The sequence below is a fragment of the Bacillus sp. FSL M8-0256 genome (genome assembly GCF_038005765.1).
Classification (GTDB): domain Bacteria; phylum Bacillota; class Bacilli; order Bacillales; family Bacillaceae; genus Bacillus; species Bacillus safensis.
This window is the reverse complement of the sequence record NZ_JBBOTU010000002.1, coordinates 1-18,417: the sequence shown is the minus strand read 5'-3', so window position 1 is coordinate 18,417 and position 18,417 is coordinate 1. Positions and strand designations below refer to the sequence as shown.

Sequence of the window (18,417 nt, the reverse complement as noted above, 5' to 3'; positions counted from 1 at the left end):
TGTTAAAATCCCCTTTATATCAAGAATAATCGAAGAAAAAAGGGAGGCCGCAGCGCTCCCTAGTCTCTGTCTAACTCTTGTTTTTTTGCTTTCTTCTTAAATACTTTTTTAGCTTCACGTTTTTCCATTCTTGTTGAAGGCTCATTACTTCTTTTTTTATCTCCAGCCTTCCGGCTATCATGCTCTTTTTTCTCTTCATCTAGAGCCTTTTCAAGCTGCTTTAGACGTTCCATAGCCGGTTTGGATAGATCCTGGTCTTTAAGTTCATTTAAGACCTCTTTTTTCAGTTTATATACATGATCAAAAGAATGAGTCTCCTCAAATTTCTTCATTTCCTTTTCTCTTTTTTCTTTCTCTTCTTTCGTCTCTGAAGGGCCCGATTTTTCATTCCCATTATTCTCAAGATAGCTGACTACCTCTTGTTTATAACGCTTTTTGTACTCTATATCCTGGGATGTTGAAACCTTTTTTACTTCTGCAGCTTTTGATATACCGGAGAGGACTTGTTCTTTGTACAGAGATTTGAATTCCTCTGCATTTAATTCATTTTCATGTATCTTTTCTTCCTCATGATCTTTACCGCCGGCTATTTCCTTTCCAAGCGCTTTAATTACCTCTTCAGATAATCCTTTTTGTTCATCTAGGATTTGTTCAAAAGGAGAAGAATAAAAACCATCACCTAAGTCTAATCTATCCATGTCAATTACTCTTCTCGGATGACTGGACTCCAATTCTTTAGGAAGAATAACATGATATCTTGTTTTGTAATAACCAAGATCATCTTTGTTCTCCCTGATGATCTCTGCCATCCTTTCATTTGCTTCTTTTAAGGGTATAAGTTCATTCTTTTTTAAACTTCCACTTTCCGACCATTGTATTAAAACATGCGGCCGATCTAATTGATTTTCAGATATAGCTGCCATTTTTTCTTGATTGTTTTGGTTGAAAGCTTTAAGAAATTCTTGATCGGACATTTTCTCTTTGTTTGGAATTTGCTCTTGAATTGGCTTTTTATTGTCCATTTCTTTTAATTCATTGATTGAAACAAATTCACTCTTTGTAGATGAAAGATATCCATACTCAACAAGCAAAATATCCTTATCATTCTGTTTTTCATTATCTTTCGTAATATCTTTTTGACCTTCAACCGTGTTAACCTCATTCTCCAGAGCCTGCTTAAAAACAGGAGATAATGCTCTTTTTTCATGGAGGATTTGCTCATAAGGAGAAGAATAAAAACCATCGCCCATGTCTAGTTTTGCGCTGATTACTTTCATTTTATCTGTACCATCTATTCCTCTTGGGAAAACAACATGATACCTTGTTTTGTCAAAACCGGCACTCCCCCTTCTTTCATCAATAACATTAGAAATTAATTCATTTCCTTCCTTAAAGGGTAAAAGCATATTTTTTTGTAATTTATCGTTTTCAGAGAACTCAATTACAATATGGGGCCGTTTAATTTCTGGTACTGTCGTAAAATACCCTGCAGCTTTTTGATTAAATAACGGAATGAAATCATCTCTTTTCAAGCCTTTTTCCTTTTCATCAATAACTGCTGATACCTTATGTTTCAGTTCAGCTAAAGAAACAGTTTCTAGTTTATCTTTGCTAAAGTCATATAGGTTAATGTCTCTTTCTAACTCCTTTTGTGCTTCCTGTTCTTTTGTAAGGTCTTTCTCATTTACTTGCTCTTTTACTGAACCCAACTTCGTTTCCCCCTGCTGTTCTTTATTTTGTTTCAACTCAATTTCTTGATTCCGCGTTAGTGATTCTTCAATCGTCTCAATAAATTCAAATGCTGTTTCATGAACTTCCTTTAGAAGTTGCGTTTGATCATTTAATTCTCGGCCTTTAGTCCAGCTGTGTAAGTAACCTAAAGAATAATCTGAAGTATCTAAACCAAAATAAGCCGAAACAGTATAAGCAGTCATTTCAGCTTGAAATTCTTTTTCGGCCGGCGAGTAATCAAGGAAAGTCTCTTTGGTATGAAGTTTTGCATGTGTCAACTCATGAAGTAACGTCTTTACATTCTGCAATTCTGAGTTTCTTGGATTCAATGCTACTTCTTTTCTAAGGGTATAACTGACACCCTTTGCAGCACCTAATTCAGAATATGGTTGGACTATCTTAATTCCGTTTTTCTCGGCAATAGCCTCCATCCCTTTGTATAATCTGGTGTAATCTTTAACCTCTCCATCTAACCATCTGTTCGGAAATATTGATGGTAAATCTTTTGCAGTCGCGTTTGTTTGGCTTACGTCAAACACACTTCCTAATGAAAAATAAAGACGGCCCTCCTTTTTCTTCAGATGACCGTCTTTTATCTTCTCCAATTGTTCTTTAGTTGCTTTTGAAATAGGCAGCCATTGTTTATTCTCGTCTTCAAACTCAGGACTTGTTCTATTTGGGACAAGAATTTTGATTGCCTTTTCTCCTTTTTTAACTGAAAAGCCTTTCTCTTTCCAAAATTTAAAGGAGCCCACAGCCTGGGCTCCATCGAATTGTGAATTGATCAAAGACACATTATATGGCGAGTATTTATAAAACTTACTCATAAAAGTTAAGAAGCTTTTCAAGTCTTCCGGAGAATGAAAATAGTTTGAAATCTTTTGTTCCATCCCCTGAGTTAATGCTTCTATTTCTGCCTTTTTTTCTTCTTTAGTTCTTTTCTTGGTGTATTTGCTCAATCTTCCTCTGTCCTTTCATCAGCACCGGCTAATTCCTCCATATTTTCTTCAAACCACTGACCATCTACATTCAAGAATAACTCCTTAGTTTTCATGTTTATTGGTACCAGCAGATTATCTTGATTCATAATGTGTTGCTGCAACTTCTGATGTTCATCTTCGGACAATTCAATCACAAATTCTTCTTCACCCACTGATAAAACTACATCTGAATTACCGACTTCTTTAATTGAACCAAGTTCAATATCTTTATTAAAAAAACTCATTCATACACCCTCCAATTTATTTTTAAATGCAAATAAAACCGGCTTCTCACCCCCCTTGAGTTTTGCTGAAAGCACGGTCTATTTTCTTTTGCCGTTGGTTAGCAATACGGCGATCTACAGCATCCCTAGCTGTTTTCACGCCTTGTGCTTCTTCTATATCCGTTGGAATACAGTCAGCAATTTCACTGTCAAAGTAAATTCCATTCAAAAGTTCAATAAGGATTTGAGTATTTTTATCAGCACTGTTACTTCCTAATTTAATTTTGTTTAATTCCGCACCAAGCTCGTTTCGGATGCTTTCAGCAACTGTTTTAACAATGTAACTGATGGACCATTGTGTTTGTTTTGAGTCGTGATGTTCTTTACAGATACGCATTATGGCCTGACCCGGATATCTAAGTTTATGTTCATCCATATAAGCCGAAATATAATCATTTGTCTCCTGATCAATTGTGAAATCCCTTCTCCTTTTATCTGAAGACATGAGATATCATCCCCTTTCATTTTCATATTCAATTTTGTTCTGAAGTCTTTCATAATGACGTTGGTTTTTCCATTGATCATAGTCGCTCCTAAAGGACCGTTCAATCTTTTTCAACGCGAACTGAAGTTGATATCCTTTTCTAAGCTGCATCCCTTTTTCTGAACGTCTCTCAAGATTTTTTTCTATACGTTCTTTTTCATTTGCATAATCCTTCATTTCTTTCAGGAAGGAGTTACCCATCCTTTTATATAGATCGTTTATTTTATTTTGTTTGTAATTTTCATATCTCTTCTTATCGACCTTTCCATCACCATAAGCTTCTCGTAATTCCTTTACTTCTCGGTCCAATTTTTTGTTTAATGCAGCGAAGTCTTCTTTATGGTGTTTTTCAATATAGCGTCTGCTTAATTCATCGATATAAGGCCTTAAAGGTTTTATTGTATTGTAGTTATATTGCCACTGTCTTTTATCCTCGGGCAAGTGATTGAGGATCTTAAAGAATAATGGTTTTAATTCTCGATTCCGCCATTTTATAGTGGAGTCTTGTTTTTTCTCGCCAACAATTCTCTTTCTGATAATGTCATTAATGAGTTGATGCTGTTGTCCTCTTTCAAGCAGATTATTTACTACTTGTGACTTCATTGCATCTAATGTTTTTGGTTTGCGTTTACCTCTGGTGCGGGTAGGTTCCGGTTCAACTGTAGCAACGTGAATATGAATGTTATCGGTATTGTAGTGAATAGCAGCTGACCACACTGCGCTCTTTTCCAACCCTTCTTTCCGAAGCATTTCCTTCATAGCTCTTCGCGTTACATCCATAATCTTTTTTTCATCAAGAGAATGGGTTTTAGGATCATATACCCCTTGTTTTTCTAACCAAGGATTATGGAATGTGATGACGTCCTGCCACATTACACTATTTTTTTCTTGAGCTTTTTTGAACAGCTGCTTTAGATTTTTTTTCTGTTCATTTGTTAGAGCGTCTGATTGCTCCGTGAACAGAGAAGATGTTTTATCAGGGTTATCCATATAATCTTGATACAGCGCGAACATTTTTTGATTTAATTTAACTTCGCTCTTTGCTTCTTCCCGATCCACATAATCAACATAGTCTTGAAAGGACTTTTTCTCAGGAGTAACAAATCGGGTTTTCAAAACGACACCAGGTGTTATTTTACTCATCAAGATCATCCGTTAAATCGTTAATTGTTTGATCCATCCTATCCATAGTTAGAGAGCATTGCTGCATGATAAAGATGTTTTTCTCGATTAAGTTTTTCAGTTCATTTTCTCTTTTACTTTCTTCAGTAAATGCCGCAAAGTTTTCAAGATGCCTTCTTAAAAATTCTTGTCGAGAAAGCCCTTTTTGCTTTGCTAACTCATCAATCTTTTTGACTGCGAAAGGGTCTACGTTTCTCACTCTGACTTCCATCTTCTATAAATTACCTCCTCAACCCCTCAGGATTAAAGATCAGAAAGAAGAGCATAAGGGGTTTTTGTTCCCACCGAAGGTGTGAAGCTAGGCAGAGCCTAGCAAAACGGTGGGTACAAGAAGAGCCCTCTCACGCGGGTACAATGCGGGCATCATACGGACCAAATGTTCCCCAATGCGGGGATCATGCGGACATGAATTTATGTCCTATTTTTTGATTGCGGGGATGCCGCGGGCATTGTTGATCACTTACTTTCTAAATCTCTTTCCTTTTGATTTAACTTTTCAAGCTTATCTTTTTGCGCTTTAATTTCATTTTCATAGGTGATCTTAGTCTCTTTGAGGCTGTTTATTTCATCCTCTTTCATACTGATTTTAGAGTTTGTTTCATCCTTTTCTTCAGATGTTTGATACTTCAAATCATCCTTTAATACCGCAATTTTTTGCTCAAGATCTTCTTCCCTTGAGTCAATTTTCTTAATAGCTTGAGCATACTTTTCCAAAAGGTTATCTACGCTTTTCTTCTCAGAATTAATTAATGACATGGCATATTCTTGTTCGGTTTTGTTTCCTAAATTGTTGTTAATTTTGACTTTACGCTGATCTGTGTAAAGGGTAGCTTCCAAGACCTTCTCTTCTTCTTCAGAGTCATCATCTTCACTTGTAACTTCTTCTTTCAATGAATCAGCGTCATCAATACCTTGACTGTCACCCTCTGGTTTTCTCATCACATCTAAAGCAACAGCCCCAAATTCCGGATTGATTTTTTTGATTTGAACAATGTAAAAACCATCATCTTGATAGACTATTTTTGTAGGTAAGTTTTGATTTGGATTGACTTTTTCTTGGGCTACAAATGAAATCGAATTGGCATCTTCCATATCAACTTCTTCAAGTTGTATCTGAACTTCCATTGTATTTTTCTCTTGACTGTACTCCCACCGGTTTACCATAACTGAACCTGAAGTGGACAATTGAACCGGCTTATTAAGAGCTGTTTGCAGAATAGGACTCTCAGTATGAATAAGGATTTTTGAACATAAAAAAAACACTAATCCCATTAGTGTCAAACTCAATATCACATAATATATCCAAGATTTTTTTCGCCTTAAATTAATTTCTTCGGTTGATTTAAACATGTATTTCCCTCCAACAAAAGGACCTATTCTTCCACCGAATAAATATCTGTTAAATCAGTTACTACCCACTGGTTGCCTTTCTTTTCGAGAAAAATCTCGATATAGATTTTGGTCTTTTGCGTTGTATTATTTTGTTTTTCATGCAGCTGATGTTCAAAATTTGCAATCAGAGTAGCATGTTTTTCTTCAGGATATTTTGTTTGTAAATATAAACTTGGCTGCTCAATTTCAGTTTCAACGTTTTTTTGGTAGAAGTTCTTTGAAGGATAATACCTTTCAAACAAATCATTTGTCATTAGCGTTTTAGCTTCTTTTCTTCTATCCTCATAGCCTTCCTCTTTTTGCACATAAGCCGTTTGAATAAACTTGTTTGCTACGTTTATAATTTCACGTCTTTCCTGCTCTTGAGAAGAAGGTTGTGCTTCTTCAAGTTGCTTATTGAGCTTCGTTAATTCTTCTTTTTGTTCTTTATTTTCTGCAACTAATTTGCTTTTATCTGCAGCAATATCTCCACGATGGCCAAAATAAATATTAAGCCCAGTTATCACTAAAATGACTGTAACTAAGCCAACGAAATAAAGTATTTTTTTATTTTTCATATTCAAACCCCGTTTTTTGATTAGAAGTTAGCGACCCGACCGAATCCATATAAATGCTCCTTCCAGTATCCACTTATATTTGAATAACCTACACCAGAGTCATTTGAATTATAGAACTTATCACCGCCTAAATAGATACCAACATGGGTAACCGGTACTCCTGCATTATAAGTCTTTTCAAAGAAAACTAAATCCCCAGGTTTAGCTTCAGACTGATCTATTTTTTTACTTGCATTGTACTGTTGTTGGGCTGTACGAGGAAGTGAAATTCCGGCCTTTTTGTAAATCCATTGCATTAAACCGGAACAGTCAAAGCCGGTTTTCGGATTGTCACCGCCAAACACATAAGGAGTACCCTCATACTTTAAACCCTCTTTCATGATCGTCTTTAACTTTTCATTATCCAAATCGGCTACCTGAACACTATCGTCCTGATAGTATTTCAAGACGGCATCGACATATCCAATATCACCGTAGCACGCTCCTGTTGCTGCCGACTCAGGCCTGACACATGAATAATTACCGGTTGAAGCTACCTTTGCATACATCATCTTTGAAAATTCAATTGCCAGCTCCTTAGTGTATTTACCGCCACGTTTCATGACATAATCAATAAAACCACCACCAAAGTTGTAAGACTGTAATGTTAGTTTTACATCCCCTTTGGCTTTATCAAGGACACTTTTAAAGTGTTTCACTCCGTATTTGATAGACTCTTCAGGACTTGTTATGCAGCCGATATAGCCACATTTAGATTCACTTGCTTGCATTGGATCGTTACCTTGTCCACCTGATTCCTGCATCATTAAAGCTAACATGAGATCAACCTTATCCTCTATGCCATATTCTTTAGCATATTTAGTAACCAAACCTCGATATCGCTCAACGTCAGCTGAAACTTTTGCTTTTCCAGTTATCGTATCAGGGACTGAGACATTCTGACTGCTATCCTCAAAGCCTCCTGAAGAAAGAACAAACACTCCCATAAAGAGTGTCCCAAACATAAAAACAACGCCCCCAATAAGCGCTATAAGCCATTTTTTTGGGATGATTGCGAAAAACCACACATCAAGCCCCCCCACCAAACAGTGCCAATTCTTCAGGGGAACATTCAACATTAAACCGGACATTTTTTACCGATTTTATTGATAAAATCATATCTCCTTGCTGCAAATAAGGAATAGCATCAATTTCACTTTCACTTAACTGGCCGTGGAAAACATCACGCAGCATGTTCAAGTTGTTACTATCTTGTTGCATGAGTAGCTTATATTGAGTAAGTTCAAACAATGTTTTGATTGCTTCAACAGCTGTTAAGTCACTACCTTCAGGAACAAAGTCACGAATAGAGTGGCTTGCAAAAATCATTCCTCCGAAATATTTTCTGGCTTCACGCGCAAACTTTGTTAAAAACAAAACAGAATGCTCATTACCCTTTCTGGTGTTAATGATGTGGTGAGCCTCATCAATAACAATTAAAAATCTCATTGCATCTTCAAACTTCAGCGTTCCTTTATTAAATGCTTTCAATTGTGGTGTTCCGTTTTTCAACATTGAATCCCACAGCAAGTTCATCACATTAAATAGCTGCGCTTGATAAATTTCAGGTTTAAGACTTAATAAATGACGTAAAGCAAAAAAGACAACTTGTTCTTCATCAAAATTTTCAATCGTTGAAGTTCCATTAAATAAATGTGAATAGTTTTCTACCAAATTCACTATAGCAAGCTCGATTTTTTCAAGTCTGCTTCTTCTATCAGGGCTCAAATTGCTGCGTTGAATTTTTTTATCAAAGTCTTCGTAAAGTTCATCTCTGATTAAGTTTAAGTAATTTGTGAAGATTGGATATTCATCAGGATCAAGTGAAGTAATGTTGTTTTCTTCTCCTTTTGCGTCATCCCATAGGCCAAGTTGAATATATAGCTTTCTCAATAAGTTTTCATATTCTTTAATGTCATCATCAGTTGCTTCTGGTGCAATGAAACGGTAAAAAATACTTAACTTAGACAAATGCTGCGTAAAAGATCCATGCTCTGTTTCCGCAGTCTTAAATACCTGTAAAGGATTAATACAACCATCAGACCCATCTAAAGCAATGGTTTTCCCCCCTAATGCTTTGACTAGATCCTCAAACTCTCCGACAACATCAAACCCTCTGACTTTGAAACCTTTTATCGCCATGTCAGTGGAGATTTTTTTGAGAAAAGTTGATTTACCTGATCCCATGGAGCCGACCATTACAGCATTATATGACTTCCTTTGCTTATCTCTATGGAAAAGATCCCATATCACATTTCCTTTAGTTTGAGTAGTGCCGTAAAATGTCCCATAAGGATCATTTAATTGAGTAAAATGAAAAGGAAAGCCCCCTGCTAAAGTTAAAGCAGGAAGAGCCTTCCCTTTTCGTTTATTGAAATATTTCGATTGAGTGTCAAACCCTGTAGTTAAGGATCTCCATTCATATTCTTGTTCATTAAGAAATATTGAACCTTTGAAATTATGAGCCTCTAATGTTTCCAATACATCTTTAACCCTTTTTTCTAAATCAGCAATCGTTTTACCACTTACAAAGTGCCGCAGATGAATACGTTTCATCACTTCACCTTGCTGGGATATCTCATAGAATAGCTTTTCCATGTCTCTATAGTTCTGTTCTGCTTCTAAACGGCCGACATTTTCTTTTTCTGTGTTATACCTGGCATTTTGTTCAGCCATGCTTTTGTTGAGTGCCTTTACTACTTCATTTTTCTTATCAGATACAACATCCAGTGTCGTAATCGCATTTTCCATATTCATTAAAGGTACTAACCAAAAATCCGAAACCATTTTAGGATAATCATATACATGAATACATGCCTCATATCCATCACCTTTTCTTACATAAGATTCTGGAAAGCTTATTCCTCCCTGCGGTTGTATTTTCGCCAGTAAAGAGGGATTGTAACCTTTTTTGCGTTTTATTTCTTTCTCTAATTCTGCATCATTTTTCTTTTTCTTCAATTTTAAATTAAACAAATTTTATCACCTCTTCGAACTGATTTTTGAATTCAAGTTGTTTAACTTATAGAGGAACTCTAATTTTTTTTCTGCAGAAATCTCATGCACGTGCAGTGTCTTTTCGATTAATCTCGTCCCCATTTTGATACGATCTTCTAGGATTTTAACGTTTGGTCCATAGATAGTCAGAAAATACTCTCTGTTAGATCTTTTCCATTCCAGATAAGTAAGTTCTTTTAACTTTCTTCTTAGAAACTCTTCATAATATGGATTTTTGTTCTCCTCAATCTTTTTCTCTATATAAGCTTGCTGTCTTTTGGTTTCTACAGGAAAGTTCAAACAGGTAATCTTTACACAATGATGAAATGCTCTATAAAACTGTGTAAACATCATTATGTCAAATTCAGATTCAGATTCATTTCTTGAATAAATGTCCTTACCCTCTATCTGAACTATATGGAAATAGCCTTCATTATCGCGTAATTCAAAATAGCCTTCTTCTGTCATATCAATTATCGGTATTAATTCAGCGACAGAATTTTTAATAGCGGGCTGCTTCTTTTTTTGGGTTTTATCAGAATCGTTCACTTCTTCTATCATTTCTTCAGGATTATTAGGTTTAGATATTTTCAATCCTTTTAAAACTTCTTTGATTGAGGCAACCTTGGTCTGTTTTTTTGGTTTATTAAAAGATTTTTGTTCTATTTCTTCAACACTTCGCTTATTTTTAACTTTTTCTTTTTTCTTTTGAGGAATCAATTTACGTTTACTTTCAGTAGTTGAACTGGGTCTTCTTTTTTGTGTCTTTGTTGAATTAACTTTACTCTCCTCAAATAGAGCCATGTAATCCCCTCCTTTTAATCATCCTCTCGATCAATTGCACAGTAGGATGAACGATTTCTAACTAACGCAATAATAATTACTTGATACATCCTCTTTTCAGGATTGGTTGCTGGTCTAATTATTGAAACAACACCAATAATTCCAAAGAAAATGTAATACAGAATTATCAAAGAGGGATGTATAAAAACTCGTAGCATCATAGAAATTAAAGCCAATGAAATTAGAAACAATAAATCAAACAAATATAGATTTTTTGACAATTTAAGTTCTGAGCTTATCTCTTTTGGAATACGGTAGTTCCTCATTGTCATCACTCCAGTGAGCTTTCTCGGCGGCCTTTATAGACCATGAAAAAAGGGAACCTTGAAGGTTCCCGTAAAATACTTGTATTTCACTTATTCGTCTCTACTTCCCATATCGTGAAGATTAGGCTGTTGAGAATTAGAGTTAAAATTATTTTTGTTCATTAATCCAGAGGATTTATCTTTTCCATTCCTTAGACTTTGAACTGTATTTTTGGATAGATGATACGACCTCTTCATACTTTGAATTCTAGGACTGTTATTTATCCTTTCTCTAAACTTATCTCTAGTGTATTCGCCAATGGTTCTTTGCTCAGTCCGTGCATGATTTGGAAGAGGTATTTCGCTAGTTGATACCTTAGAAGGCTGAACAGTTCCACCCTGATTTACATTTACAGTCTGAGATTTCGGTTTATTAGCTGATTCGATTGATGCAGATGACATATCTTTGACTGAACTTGAAACTGGGGAAGGAGTATTGTTTCCGCCAGCTTGTGGGCTAGATTCATTTGCATCCTCCTGAAGCGAAGAAGGGTATTCATGACTAACACCATTTGGTGAGCCCATATCCTCACCAGCTGCACCCGTTTCTTTCATTTCGTCCTGCAGTGAGTTTGCTGCCTCATCATTGCCGGCCGATTTGATATCCGCACCAGCTGCACCCGTTTCTTTCATTTCATCCTGTAATGAGCTTGCTGCCTCATCATTGCCAGCCGATTTGATATCCGCACCAGCTGCACCCGTTTCTTTCATTTCATCCTGTAATGAGCTTGCTGCCTCATCATTGCCGGCCGATTTGATATCTGCACCAGCTGCACCCGTTTCTCTCATTTCGTCCTGCAGTGAGCTTGCTGCCCCATCATTGCCGGCTGATTTGATATCCGCACCAGCTGTACCCGTTTCTCTCATTTCATCTTGCAGTGAGCTTAGTGATTCACCTTTTATATTAGCGTTTGGTTTATTCATTTGATTCTTGCTGTCTTTACTCATTTCTTCTTGCAATGAACCTGGCTTAACATTTGATTTTCCATTAGCGTCCACAAGACCATTACCTTCTGTATTTTTACCTTTCGATAGGCGATCTTTATTCATTTCATCCTGCAGTGTTGACTTTCCATCCTTACTACCTGGTTGAGCTACATCAAGCTTGCCGTTTTCTCCTAGTTTTTGCATAATACCGCCTCCGGTGGCTTTATCACCATTGGCTTTTCCACTTCCATCTGACCCCTTCATTTGATCATTTAAAGATGGGCCTTTATTTTCTTGTCCGATTGATTTTGATCCAGCCATACCAGCTACGGCGCCAGCCAAGCCAGCACCTGTATTCATAGCCACAGATCCTAGACCTCCTGCACCTTTAGAGATCAAGTTACCGATTCCACCCATTGCACCATTTGCACTTTTGGCAATAGCATAACCGCCAGCAACCAGACCCCATCCACTCTTGAGGCCCGCATCAATTCCAAATATTCTCTCACACATAACAGGGCCATCAATAACTGCAAGACTGCCAGCGATTAACGCGATAATGAAAGCTACTCCGTTGAGATGCTCTGATATATAAGCAGTATAGTTTAGATAGACCCTCATGCTAACAAACACCATTATAAAAATAAAAAAGGTGCTCCCAATATTTTTGAGAACCTCTTTTAACTTCTGACCACTTGCAATGTCAGCATAAGCTAGAATAGATGCTAATATGTGGTTAAAAGCTAATTCAAAAATTAATTTTGATAACTTGATTGATATAAATAAAAGTGTCGCACCGGTAACGAGCAATGTAATTAACATTGTCCAGTAATCCCATTGCCACCTGTAATACTGTTCAGGGAAAAAATCAAACCAACCATTCTTTAAATCAGCTATTCCTTCATTCCCTTCAGCATCCATAGCCAATTTCTTTTCAAGCACTTTTTTCCCTGTTTTTGATAACTTCTCTCCTTTTTTAGGTTCAAAATTCTTATCTATTTTTTCAGTGATATCAATATACTGAATGTTTTTCTTAGGTATTTTATTTTTTTCTTTTAGCTTTGTACTTTTCCATTCTTTATCGTCATAAAGGGATATATCAGTAAGGTTATCTTTAATAACCTTATCCGCAGTCGATCCTCCACTGTCTTTCAATTGAGCTACTTTCCTAGCTGCATCTGAAAAATCATCGGCTTTCTTCATCCCCTGTCCTAAAAGCATGATAACAGTGATAGCAATCACAATATTGATTAAGACATGTTCCCTATTAAACTTCTTGTTAAAGATTAATTGGTAGCCTAAAAAACATAGTGAAAGAGCTAAAATGATCCATAATCCTGGCTGTATTTTTGATAAGAAGTCAGTAATCTCTTTTGATTTGAAAAAATCGGCTACTGAAAGCACATCATCAGTAACCCCTTCTAGACCATCAACCATCCAAGCAAGAGCCTTAACAATGGACCATCCGAGCCATCTGAGAATATACGTGAAGATATTACCAATCTCTAATACATCTGAGAATTTCTTTAATATCTTTAAAATATCTTCATCTGACACCTAACATGCCTCCCTTCAAAAAAAGGCAGCCATATGCATATGGCTGCCTGTAATGGACTAATTTATTGTTTAAGCAAATCCAGCTTTTTTTTGATTTTCCCATGCACTAATTTATAAATAGGTTGAGCGATTTCATCATTGACTCCCAAAAGCTTTAACTGATCTAAAAATTCGCCCATAGCCATTTCAGCAATTCCACTCTCGTCTTCAGATATCAGAGGTCCAATTTTTTGTTTAATCAGATTGAGCGTTTGTTTATCTTCGGTAAAAAACTCGTCAACTGTCTTTCTTGTCCAGTTATCTATTGTAAGAGCAGCAAACGGTGAATCTTCCATAGACTCGTCCTCTTCAATATTCACATTCTCTGCGGCAACAGAGATTTGCGGCTCATTTGTTTGATTTTGTAGGTCAGATGGCTCTTTTTCCGGAACAGCTTCTATGGGTTCTGCAAAACCTTCAGGCTCACCGGAAAAGTTTAAAAGAAGAGTTCTCGGATCAATATCACGGTGTTGTGAATTAATATCAATATCCAAGATCGATTTACTTGTATCAAAATCGTCATTCAAGTATTCATACCGATATTTCATAGCAGTTTTTCCAGTATTGAAAATTGGCCGTGGGCGGACCTTGTTTCTTTCCTGGTCCTGACGTTTAATGCCTCTAATTACTACTGTTTCGCCCTCTCTGAGCTCCATCAATTCATTTGGCATTAACAATCTCCTACCATCGACATTTTCAGTATTGGATTTCTCAGTCGATAGGACCTTCCCACTTCTAGAAGTGACCATTTGAGTTTGATCACCTAATAATTCAGAGAAATGATTGGCCGTATTCTTGTCAGTTGTCAAAATATAAATTTGGTTACCGCAGTTTCCTATGATTGTATCCGCGTTTCCTTCCCCATATTTCTCTTTAATCTGAGAATAAGCCTGTATGATCAAATTAAACCTGATATTTCTTCCCAAGCAAACTGTGATAATGTTTGACATTCCTTCAATCGGAGGCATGTTTCCGAACTCATCTAACAAAAAGATAACTTCTCTATGACATTTCCCGCCTCTAGACAGGTTTGCATTTTTTGCAAGAACGAAATAAAGCTGCCTGATAAAAATGGAAGCTATCACATGGTTTGACTCGTCAAAATCTGGCGTAACCATGAAAATTGCTATTGGCTTAGTGAAGTATGTGATTTGCTCAATTCTTGCATCAGAAACACCTTCATGAGTCACTAATTCAAAATAAGTTTCCCCAGTGTCTTTATTGATATTACTGATGCTATAAGTTTTATCATTCAGTTTGATTTCATCGCCTTCACTAAGTTCTTTTTTAAAGGTTAATATCCAACGGCCATTTGGCCCCACTTTAACGCGCTCATTTGTTCCATCAGGGAATGTTATTGTAACCCTGGTTCCTCTGTCCCCTGTACCTTCCATGGTTTTTCCAAAGCCGACTTTCTTCAAGTCAATAGAGTTTTTAGCAGTCATTCTTGCTGTGGAATCAAAAGTGAAAGTGGATAATTCAGACATAGTTGTGGCGAATATTCCACCTCGTGTACTACCTTTAGAAAAGTTACTTGTTGCATATTGGCTTTTTGCAATATGCCCTTCAGGTAATGATTGAAAGTACATATCAAGAGCATTTTGCGGTTCTTCATCTCCTGGTAGCAGAATGTCCTGGGAACCTAATTCAGACAACATATTGGCTACTGTATACATCGTGATCTTTTCTTCAGTACCTTCTCTAATGCACTTATCTACGACTGCTAAAATTAAAGCGTTACATAGACTCATAGCAGATTTAGCCCAAAACGGCGAAGAATCATTAGGGTTGTAATAAAGGGAGTATGACAATGTTTTACACAACATTTGAGCTGTCGAGTAATCCTCTGCTTTATACGCATCCACAATAAGCTGCAGCAAATTATAACTCATCGATTCATCCTGATCGAGCAAGTTTAAAACTTCAATATGATATCCTCGTTTTTCGAGTGTTTCTTTTGATGCTGTAAACAATTCTCCTTTTGGATCATTTGCAATAATACTCGGTTTATTTTCTGCCCGCGAATAAACATCAATAGTAGGGAATACGTATAATTCACCTTTACCACTCCTGGTTGTTCCAATGATTAGGTTATTTACTGGTCCATCATCAATTAGTAGATAATCTTTCTTCCTAACTAATGAATAAAGCGCGCTTAATTTCTTCATCCCCTGAACCTTCTTAAAATTTTCCCAATCCTGTAATGAAAAGCGTTTTTGTGTGCGGGAGACAACTACCCCGCCGCCGCCTTCATAGGAATCTGTTTTTAATGGAACTGCTCTGTACTGTTCCCTTAATTCTTTTTCAGTCGAGAACCGTTGAGATCCTTTTTCATCTGTACCTACAGTTTTGAAATTTGTTCTTATCTCAAAAACAAGCTTTAATACAATGAGCGCCCCAATTATAAAAACCACTCCGTAAAAAAAAGGATGCTCCTTCAAAGGCATCTTTAAAAAGTAACTTCCCGAGATCTTAAACGGTTCAGGATCGGATAAATTACTAAGGGAAGAGAACAACTGCAGAAACAGCTGAAGTATAAAATTCGCAATCAATACAGTTAATGCAAAAAAACAAGCCCCAATAGGAATTAGAGCTTGTTTTTCAGCAAGAATATTCTTGTTCAATTGATTATCTGCCAACTTTATTTCACCTTCCTGAACTTACTTTTTTTTGCTGTCTTTTTTCTTCTCCACCTTCTCATTCAATTGCTGCACTTTTTTATCTAGCTCTTCAAGAGAAGACATCTTTTTTTCATATTCCTTGTTTTTTTCTTTTTGGTCCTCTAGAGCTTTTTTATAATCAGTAATCTTCTCAGTTTTTTGCTCCAATTTTTCACTCATAGCAGCTAAAGCTTGTTTTTGAGTAGAAATAGCGAACTGATTATATACAGAAAAAAATAAGATAAACATAGAAAAAACAGCTGCAAATATCACCTTCATATGTTGCATCATTTTGCTTTTAATTGAGCTTGAAGGGTTTATCTCTTCCACACCATTAAAATGCTCTGGTTCGCCTTCTAAACGCTTTTCTTCGCGTTTTCGTATATGTTCGGGCAGCTGTGCAAACATTTGAGAATAAAACTCTTGTTTTTTTTGCTCCTCTTCTTCACTTTCAATAGGGTAAGCGTCTAGTATCATAACAATGTGATGAAATAAGTTGTCTGATTTCCCTGCCCCTAATGTTAGTTGGCCGGAGTATACCTCTTGTTCGTTGTCAATAATTGAGAATTCCAAAGTTGATATTGTTTTTTTCTTTTGATTTTTCTTTTCGAGATTTTCTGTTAACGTAACAGCCTCATCAAAAGGGATTGCATAACCATTTGAGACATCCTCGATAGGGTTTATAAACATAACTTGTAACAATAAAATCACCCTCTAATGTTATTCAAGGAAAAAGAAAAGACTATACCGAGGTATAGTCTTAGAATTTAATATTTGCATCCACTGATTCCGCAAGTCCTAAACATCCCGCAATAATGACACATCCAGCAGCACCGCCAATAAACCAAGGAATACATTTTTGACGGCCATTCATCCCACCCAAAATCAGATGATAACCTCCAATACAAAAGGCAATTGCTGTAGCAACGATGGCCCCTCTTTGCAGCCATTTAATAATGCTTTTTCCTGTACTTACTAAGCCATTCATAGCGTCTCCTAATAGGTAATGATTATCCATAACCATATTTAATAAATCCATGTTTACTTCCTCCTATGAATTTTAATTTTTATCTTCAACCAAGGCAGATAATGCCGTTACGACAGTCTCTTGGTTTTCTTGAATAACTTTAAGATGCTCATTGTGCAACCAGTCATTATAGGGCTGGTTATTGATTCTTAAAATCAACTCTGCAAGCTCTTTAGTTTGTTTAAATTCAGCTTGCTTTGGGGAAATAGCCATTTGATTCACCTCAATCCGTTCCGTATATTTCCGTCATATCATCAATAAAAGTCTCTATAGCAGAATCCAAGTCTTCGAGATTTTTAACGTCTTCATCAAAAAAAACCTGACTTTTCAGCTTTCCATCCTTATAGAAAGCTAAACTGTCAAGTTTTTGGTTGGGGTCAATGCCATATTCAGTTTGCTGATCATGGTTTCCAATAGAAGACTGATTAAAATTCAATTCAGAGACTGTAATGGATTTTTTCTCAGCAATCTTTTTGATATGACTTAAATAAACTTTTCTACTTTCTTCATCCCAAGACAACATAACAAACCCTGTAGGATGTTTTTTTAAGTAGCTCTTACTTTCCTTTGGTTTTAATTCAACCAAGTACCCTTTGGATGTAAACCACCCTTGCGATTGTCCAATTTTCCAGGCACAAAGTGATAAAACGGCAACACAAATAACCAACGCCACAATAATCACCTTGGTTTTAATAGCCATCATAATCCCCCTAGCCTTTTGTAAAGAAGGAATAAATAGATTTAAATGTACTTTGAATTTGCTTTGTCCATTCGGGCCAAGTGAAGTGGCCAACTTTTTGGTAATCCATAATAAGCTGGCAGCAAATCCAAACAACTAAAAGAAGTAAGGCTATCTTTAGAATTTGGATAATCGCAGAAGAATAGTTTATTTTCTTTAATTTATAAAGTTTCATATAGAGCCTTTGCATACCATGTTTTGCAGCAATCGACTTTTCCTGTTTTTTATACTCGTTTATTTCTTCATTGATTAATTCATCCAAATTAACACCTTGGGCTTCTAAAAGAAAAGTGGCATAATCCTTCTTTTTTTTCATAGTATCTGCTGATGTCCGGAGTTTAGGCATAATTTGCAACTCCTTTCAAAGCACGGATTCATCAACATAAATTTACGAGAATATGATTTTCCTTGATAATGAAACTTTTGATATTGAATTCATGTAAGGTATTACTATCAGTGCAGAAAGCCTCCACTCTACGGCCTTTTGAAATTTCTGTACCAAGTGGCACCCTCATATTGCGCTTTGACATCATCTTCCTGATTTCGTTAGATGAAGCAGCAACTTTAATCCTTTGTTTTTTTGCTCTTAATTGCATATCGATCACCCCCTGTATTTAAGAGCAGCAGCCATCACACTTTATTTCACAGCTGCATTTAGTTTGTTCTTCAGATAG

Annotated in this window: 19 protein-coding genes; all 19 read right to left on the bottom strand. The window is 36.3% G+C overall.

Annotation, left to right across the window (positions count from 1 at the left end; genetic code table 11):
- Positions 1-59: 59 nt before the first annotated feature.
- Entirely contained in the window at positions 60-2,690 is a 2,631-nt protein-coding gene (locus NSQ76_RS20240) for an LPD25 domain-containing protein (protein WP_341055817.1), read from the bottom strand.
- Positions 2,687-2,956 (bottom strand): hypothetical protein, encoded by a 270-nt coding sequence (locus NSQ76_RS20235; RefSeq protein ID WP_163189325.1) that lies wholly within the window; start codon positions 2,954-2,956, stop codon positions 2,687-2,689. The genes NSQ76_RS20240 and NSQ76_RS20235 overlap by 4 nt, the downstream gene beginning before the upstream one ends.
- A 46-nt stretch (positions 2,957-3,002) precedes the next feature.
- Positions 3,003-3,440 (bottom strand): hypothetical protein, encoded by a 438-nt coding sequence (locus NSQ76_RS20230; protein WP_163189326.1) that lies wholly within the window; start codon positions 3,438-3,440, stop codon positions 3,003-3,005.
- Positions 3,441-3,446: 6 nt separating this feature from the next.
- Entirely contained in the window at positions 3,447-4,631 is a 1,185-nt protein-coding gene (mobP2, locus tag NSQ76_RS20225) for a MobP2 family relaxase (protein ID WP_268435417.1), read from the bottom strand.
- Positions 4,615-4,872, bottom strand: coding sequence for a ribbon-helix-helix protein, CopG family (locus tag NSQ76_RS20220; protein ID WP_268435418.1), 258 nt, complete (start codon positions 4,870-4,872; stop codon positions 4,615-4,617). The genes mobP2 and NSQ76_RS20220 overlap by 17 nt, the downstream gene beginning before the upstream one ends.
- Positions 4,873-5,117: 245 nt before the next feature.
- The gene (locus tag NSQ76_RS20215; protein ID WP_341055816.1) at positions 5,118-6,011 is read right to left on the bottom strand and encodes a hypothetical protein; all 894 of its coding nucleotides are present in this window, start codon (positions 6,009-6,011) and stop codon (positions 5,118-5,120) included.
- Positions 6,012-6,034: 23 nt separating this feature from the next.
- Positions 6,035-6,610, bottom strand: a complete 576-nt coding sequence (locus NSQ76_RS20210; RefSeq protein ID WP_163189330.1) for a hypothetical protein — start codon at positions 6,608-6,610, stop codon at positions 6,035-6,037.
- Positions 6,611-6,630: 20 nt separating this feature from the next.
- Entirely contained in the window at positions 6,631-7,677 is a 1,047-nt protein-coding gene (locus tag NSQ76_RS20205; protein WP_252406901.1) for a bifunctional lytic transglycosylase/C40 family peptidase, read from the bottom strand.
- A gap of 1 nt (position 7,678) precedes the next feature.
- Positions 7,679-9,625 (bottom strand): VirB4 family type IV secretion system protein, encoded by a 1,947-nt coding sequence (locus tag NSQ76_RS20200; protein ID WP_252406902.1) that lies wholly within the window; start codon positions 9,623-9,625, stop codon positions 7,679-7,681.
- A gap of 6 nt (positions 9,626-9,631) precedes the next feature.
- A complete protein-coding gene (locus NSQ76_RS20195; RefSeq protein ID WP_341055815.1) occupies positions 9,632-10,450 on the bottom strand; it encodes a hypothetical protein in 819 nt (272 codons plus the stop codon).
- A gap of 14 nt (positions 10,451-10,464) precedes the next feature.
- On the bottom strand, positions 10,465-10,755 hold the full coding sequence (locus NSQ76_RS20190; protein WP_163189332.1) for a DUF5592 family protein: 291 nt from the start codon (positions 10,753-10,755) through the stop codon (positions 10,465-10,467).
- Between the two features lie 90 nt (positions 10,756-10,845).
- On the bottom strand, positions 10,846-13,278 hold the full coding sequence (locus NSQ76_RS20185) for a pLS20_p028 family conjugation system transmembrane protein (protein ID WP_341055814.1): 2,433 nt from the start codon (positions 13,276-13,278) through the stop codon (positions 10,846-10,848).
- A gap of 62 nt (positions 13,279-13,340) precedes the next feature.
- Complete coding sequence (locus NSQ76_RS20180; protein ID WP_341055813.1) at positions 13,341-15,956, bottom strand: VirD4-like conjugal transfer protein, CD1115 family; 2,616 nt, start codon at positions 15,954-15,956, stop codon at positions 13,341-13,343.
- A 21-nt stretch (positions 15,957-15,977) separates the two neighbouring features.
- The gene (locus tag NSQ76_RS20175; RefSeq protein ID WP_341055812.1) at positions 15,978-16,679 is read right to left on the bottom strand and encodes a hypothetical protein; all 702 of its coding nucleotides are present in this window, start codon (positions 16,677-16,679) and stop codon (positions 15,978-15,980) included.
- A 58-nt stretch (positions 16,680-16,737) separates the two neighbouring features.
- A complete protein-coding gene (locus tag NSQ76_RS20170; RefSeq protein WP_341055811.1) occupies positions 16,738-17,016 on the bottom strand; it encodes a hypothetical protein in 279 nt (92 codons plus the stop codon).
- Positions 17,017-17,037: 21 nt separating this feature from the next.
- Positions 17,038-17,217: a hypothetical protein gene (locus tag NSQ76_RS20165; RefSeq protein ID WP_341055810.1), complete on the bottom strand. Its 180-nt coding sequence runs from the start codon at positions 17,215-17,217 to the stop codon at positions 17,038-17,040.
- 10 nt (positions 17,218-17,227) lie between these two features.
- The gene (locus NSQ76_RS20160) at positions 17,228-17,704 is read right to left on the bottom strand and encodes a hypothetical protein (RefSeq protein ID WP_341055809.1); all 477 of its coding nucleotides are present in this window, start codon (positions 17,702-17,704) and stop codon (positions 17,228-17,230) included.
- Between the two features lie 10 nt (positions 17,705-17,714).
- Positions 17,715-18,089, bottom strand: a complete 375-nt coding sequence (locus NSQ76_RS20155; protein ID WP_163189339.1) for a hypothetical protein — start codon at positions 18,087-18,089, stop codon at positions 17,715-17,717.
- A gap of 31 nt (positions 18,090-18,120) precedes the next feature.
- A complete protein-coding gene (locus NSQ76_RS20150) occupies positions 18,121-18,339 on the bottom strand; it encodes a hypothetical protein (protein ID WP_163189340.1) in 219 nt (72 codons plus the stop codon).
- Between the last annotated feature and the right edge of the window lie 78 nt (positions 18,340-18,417).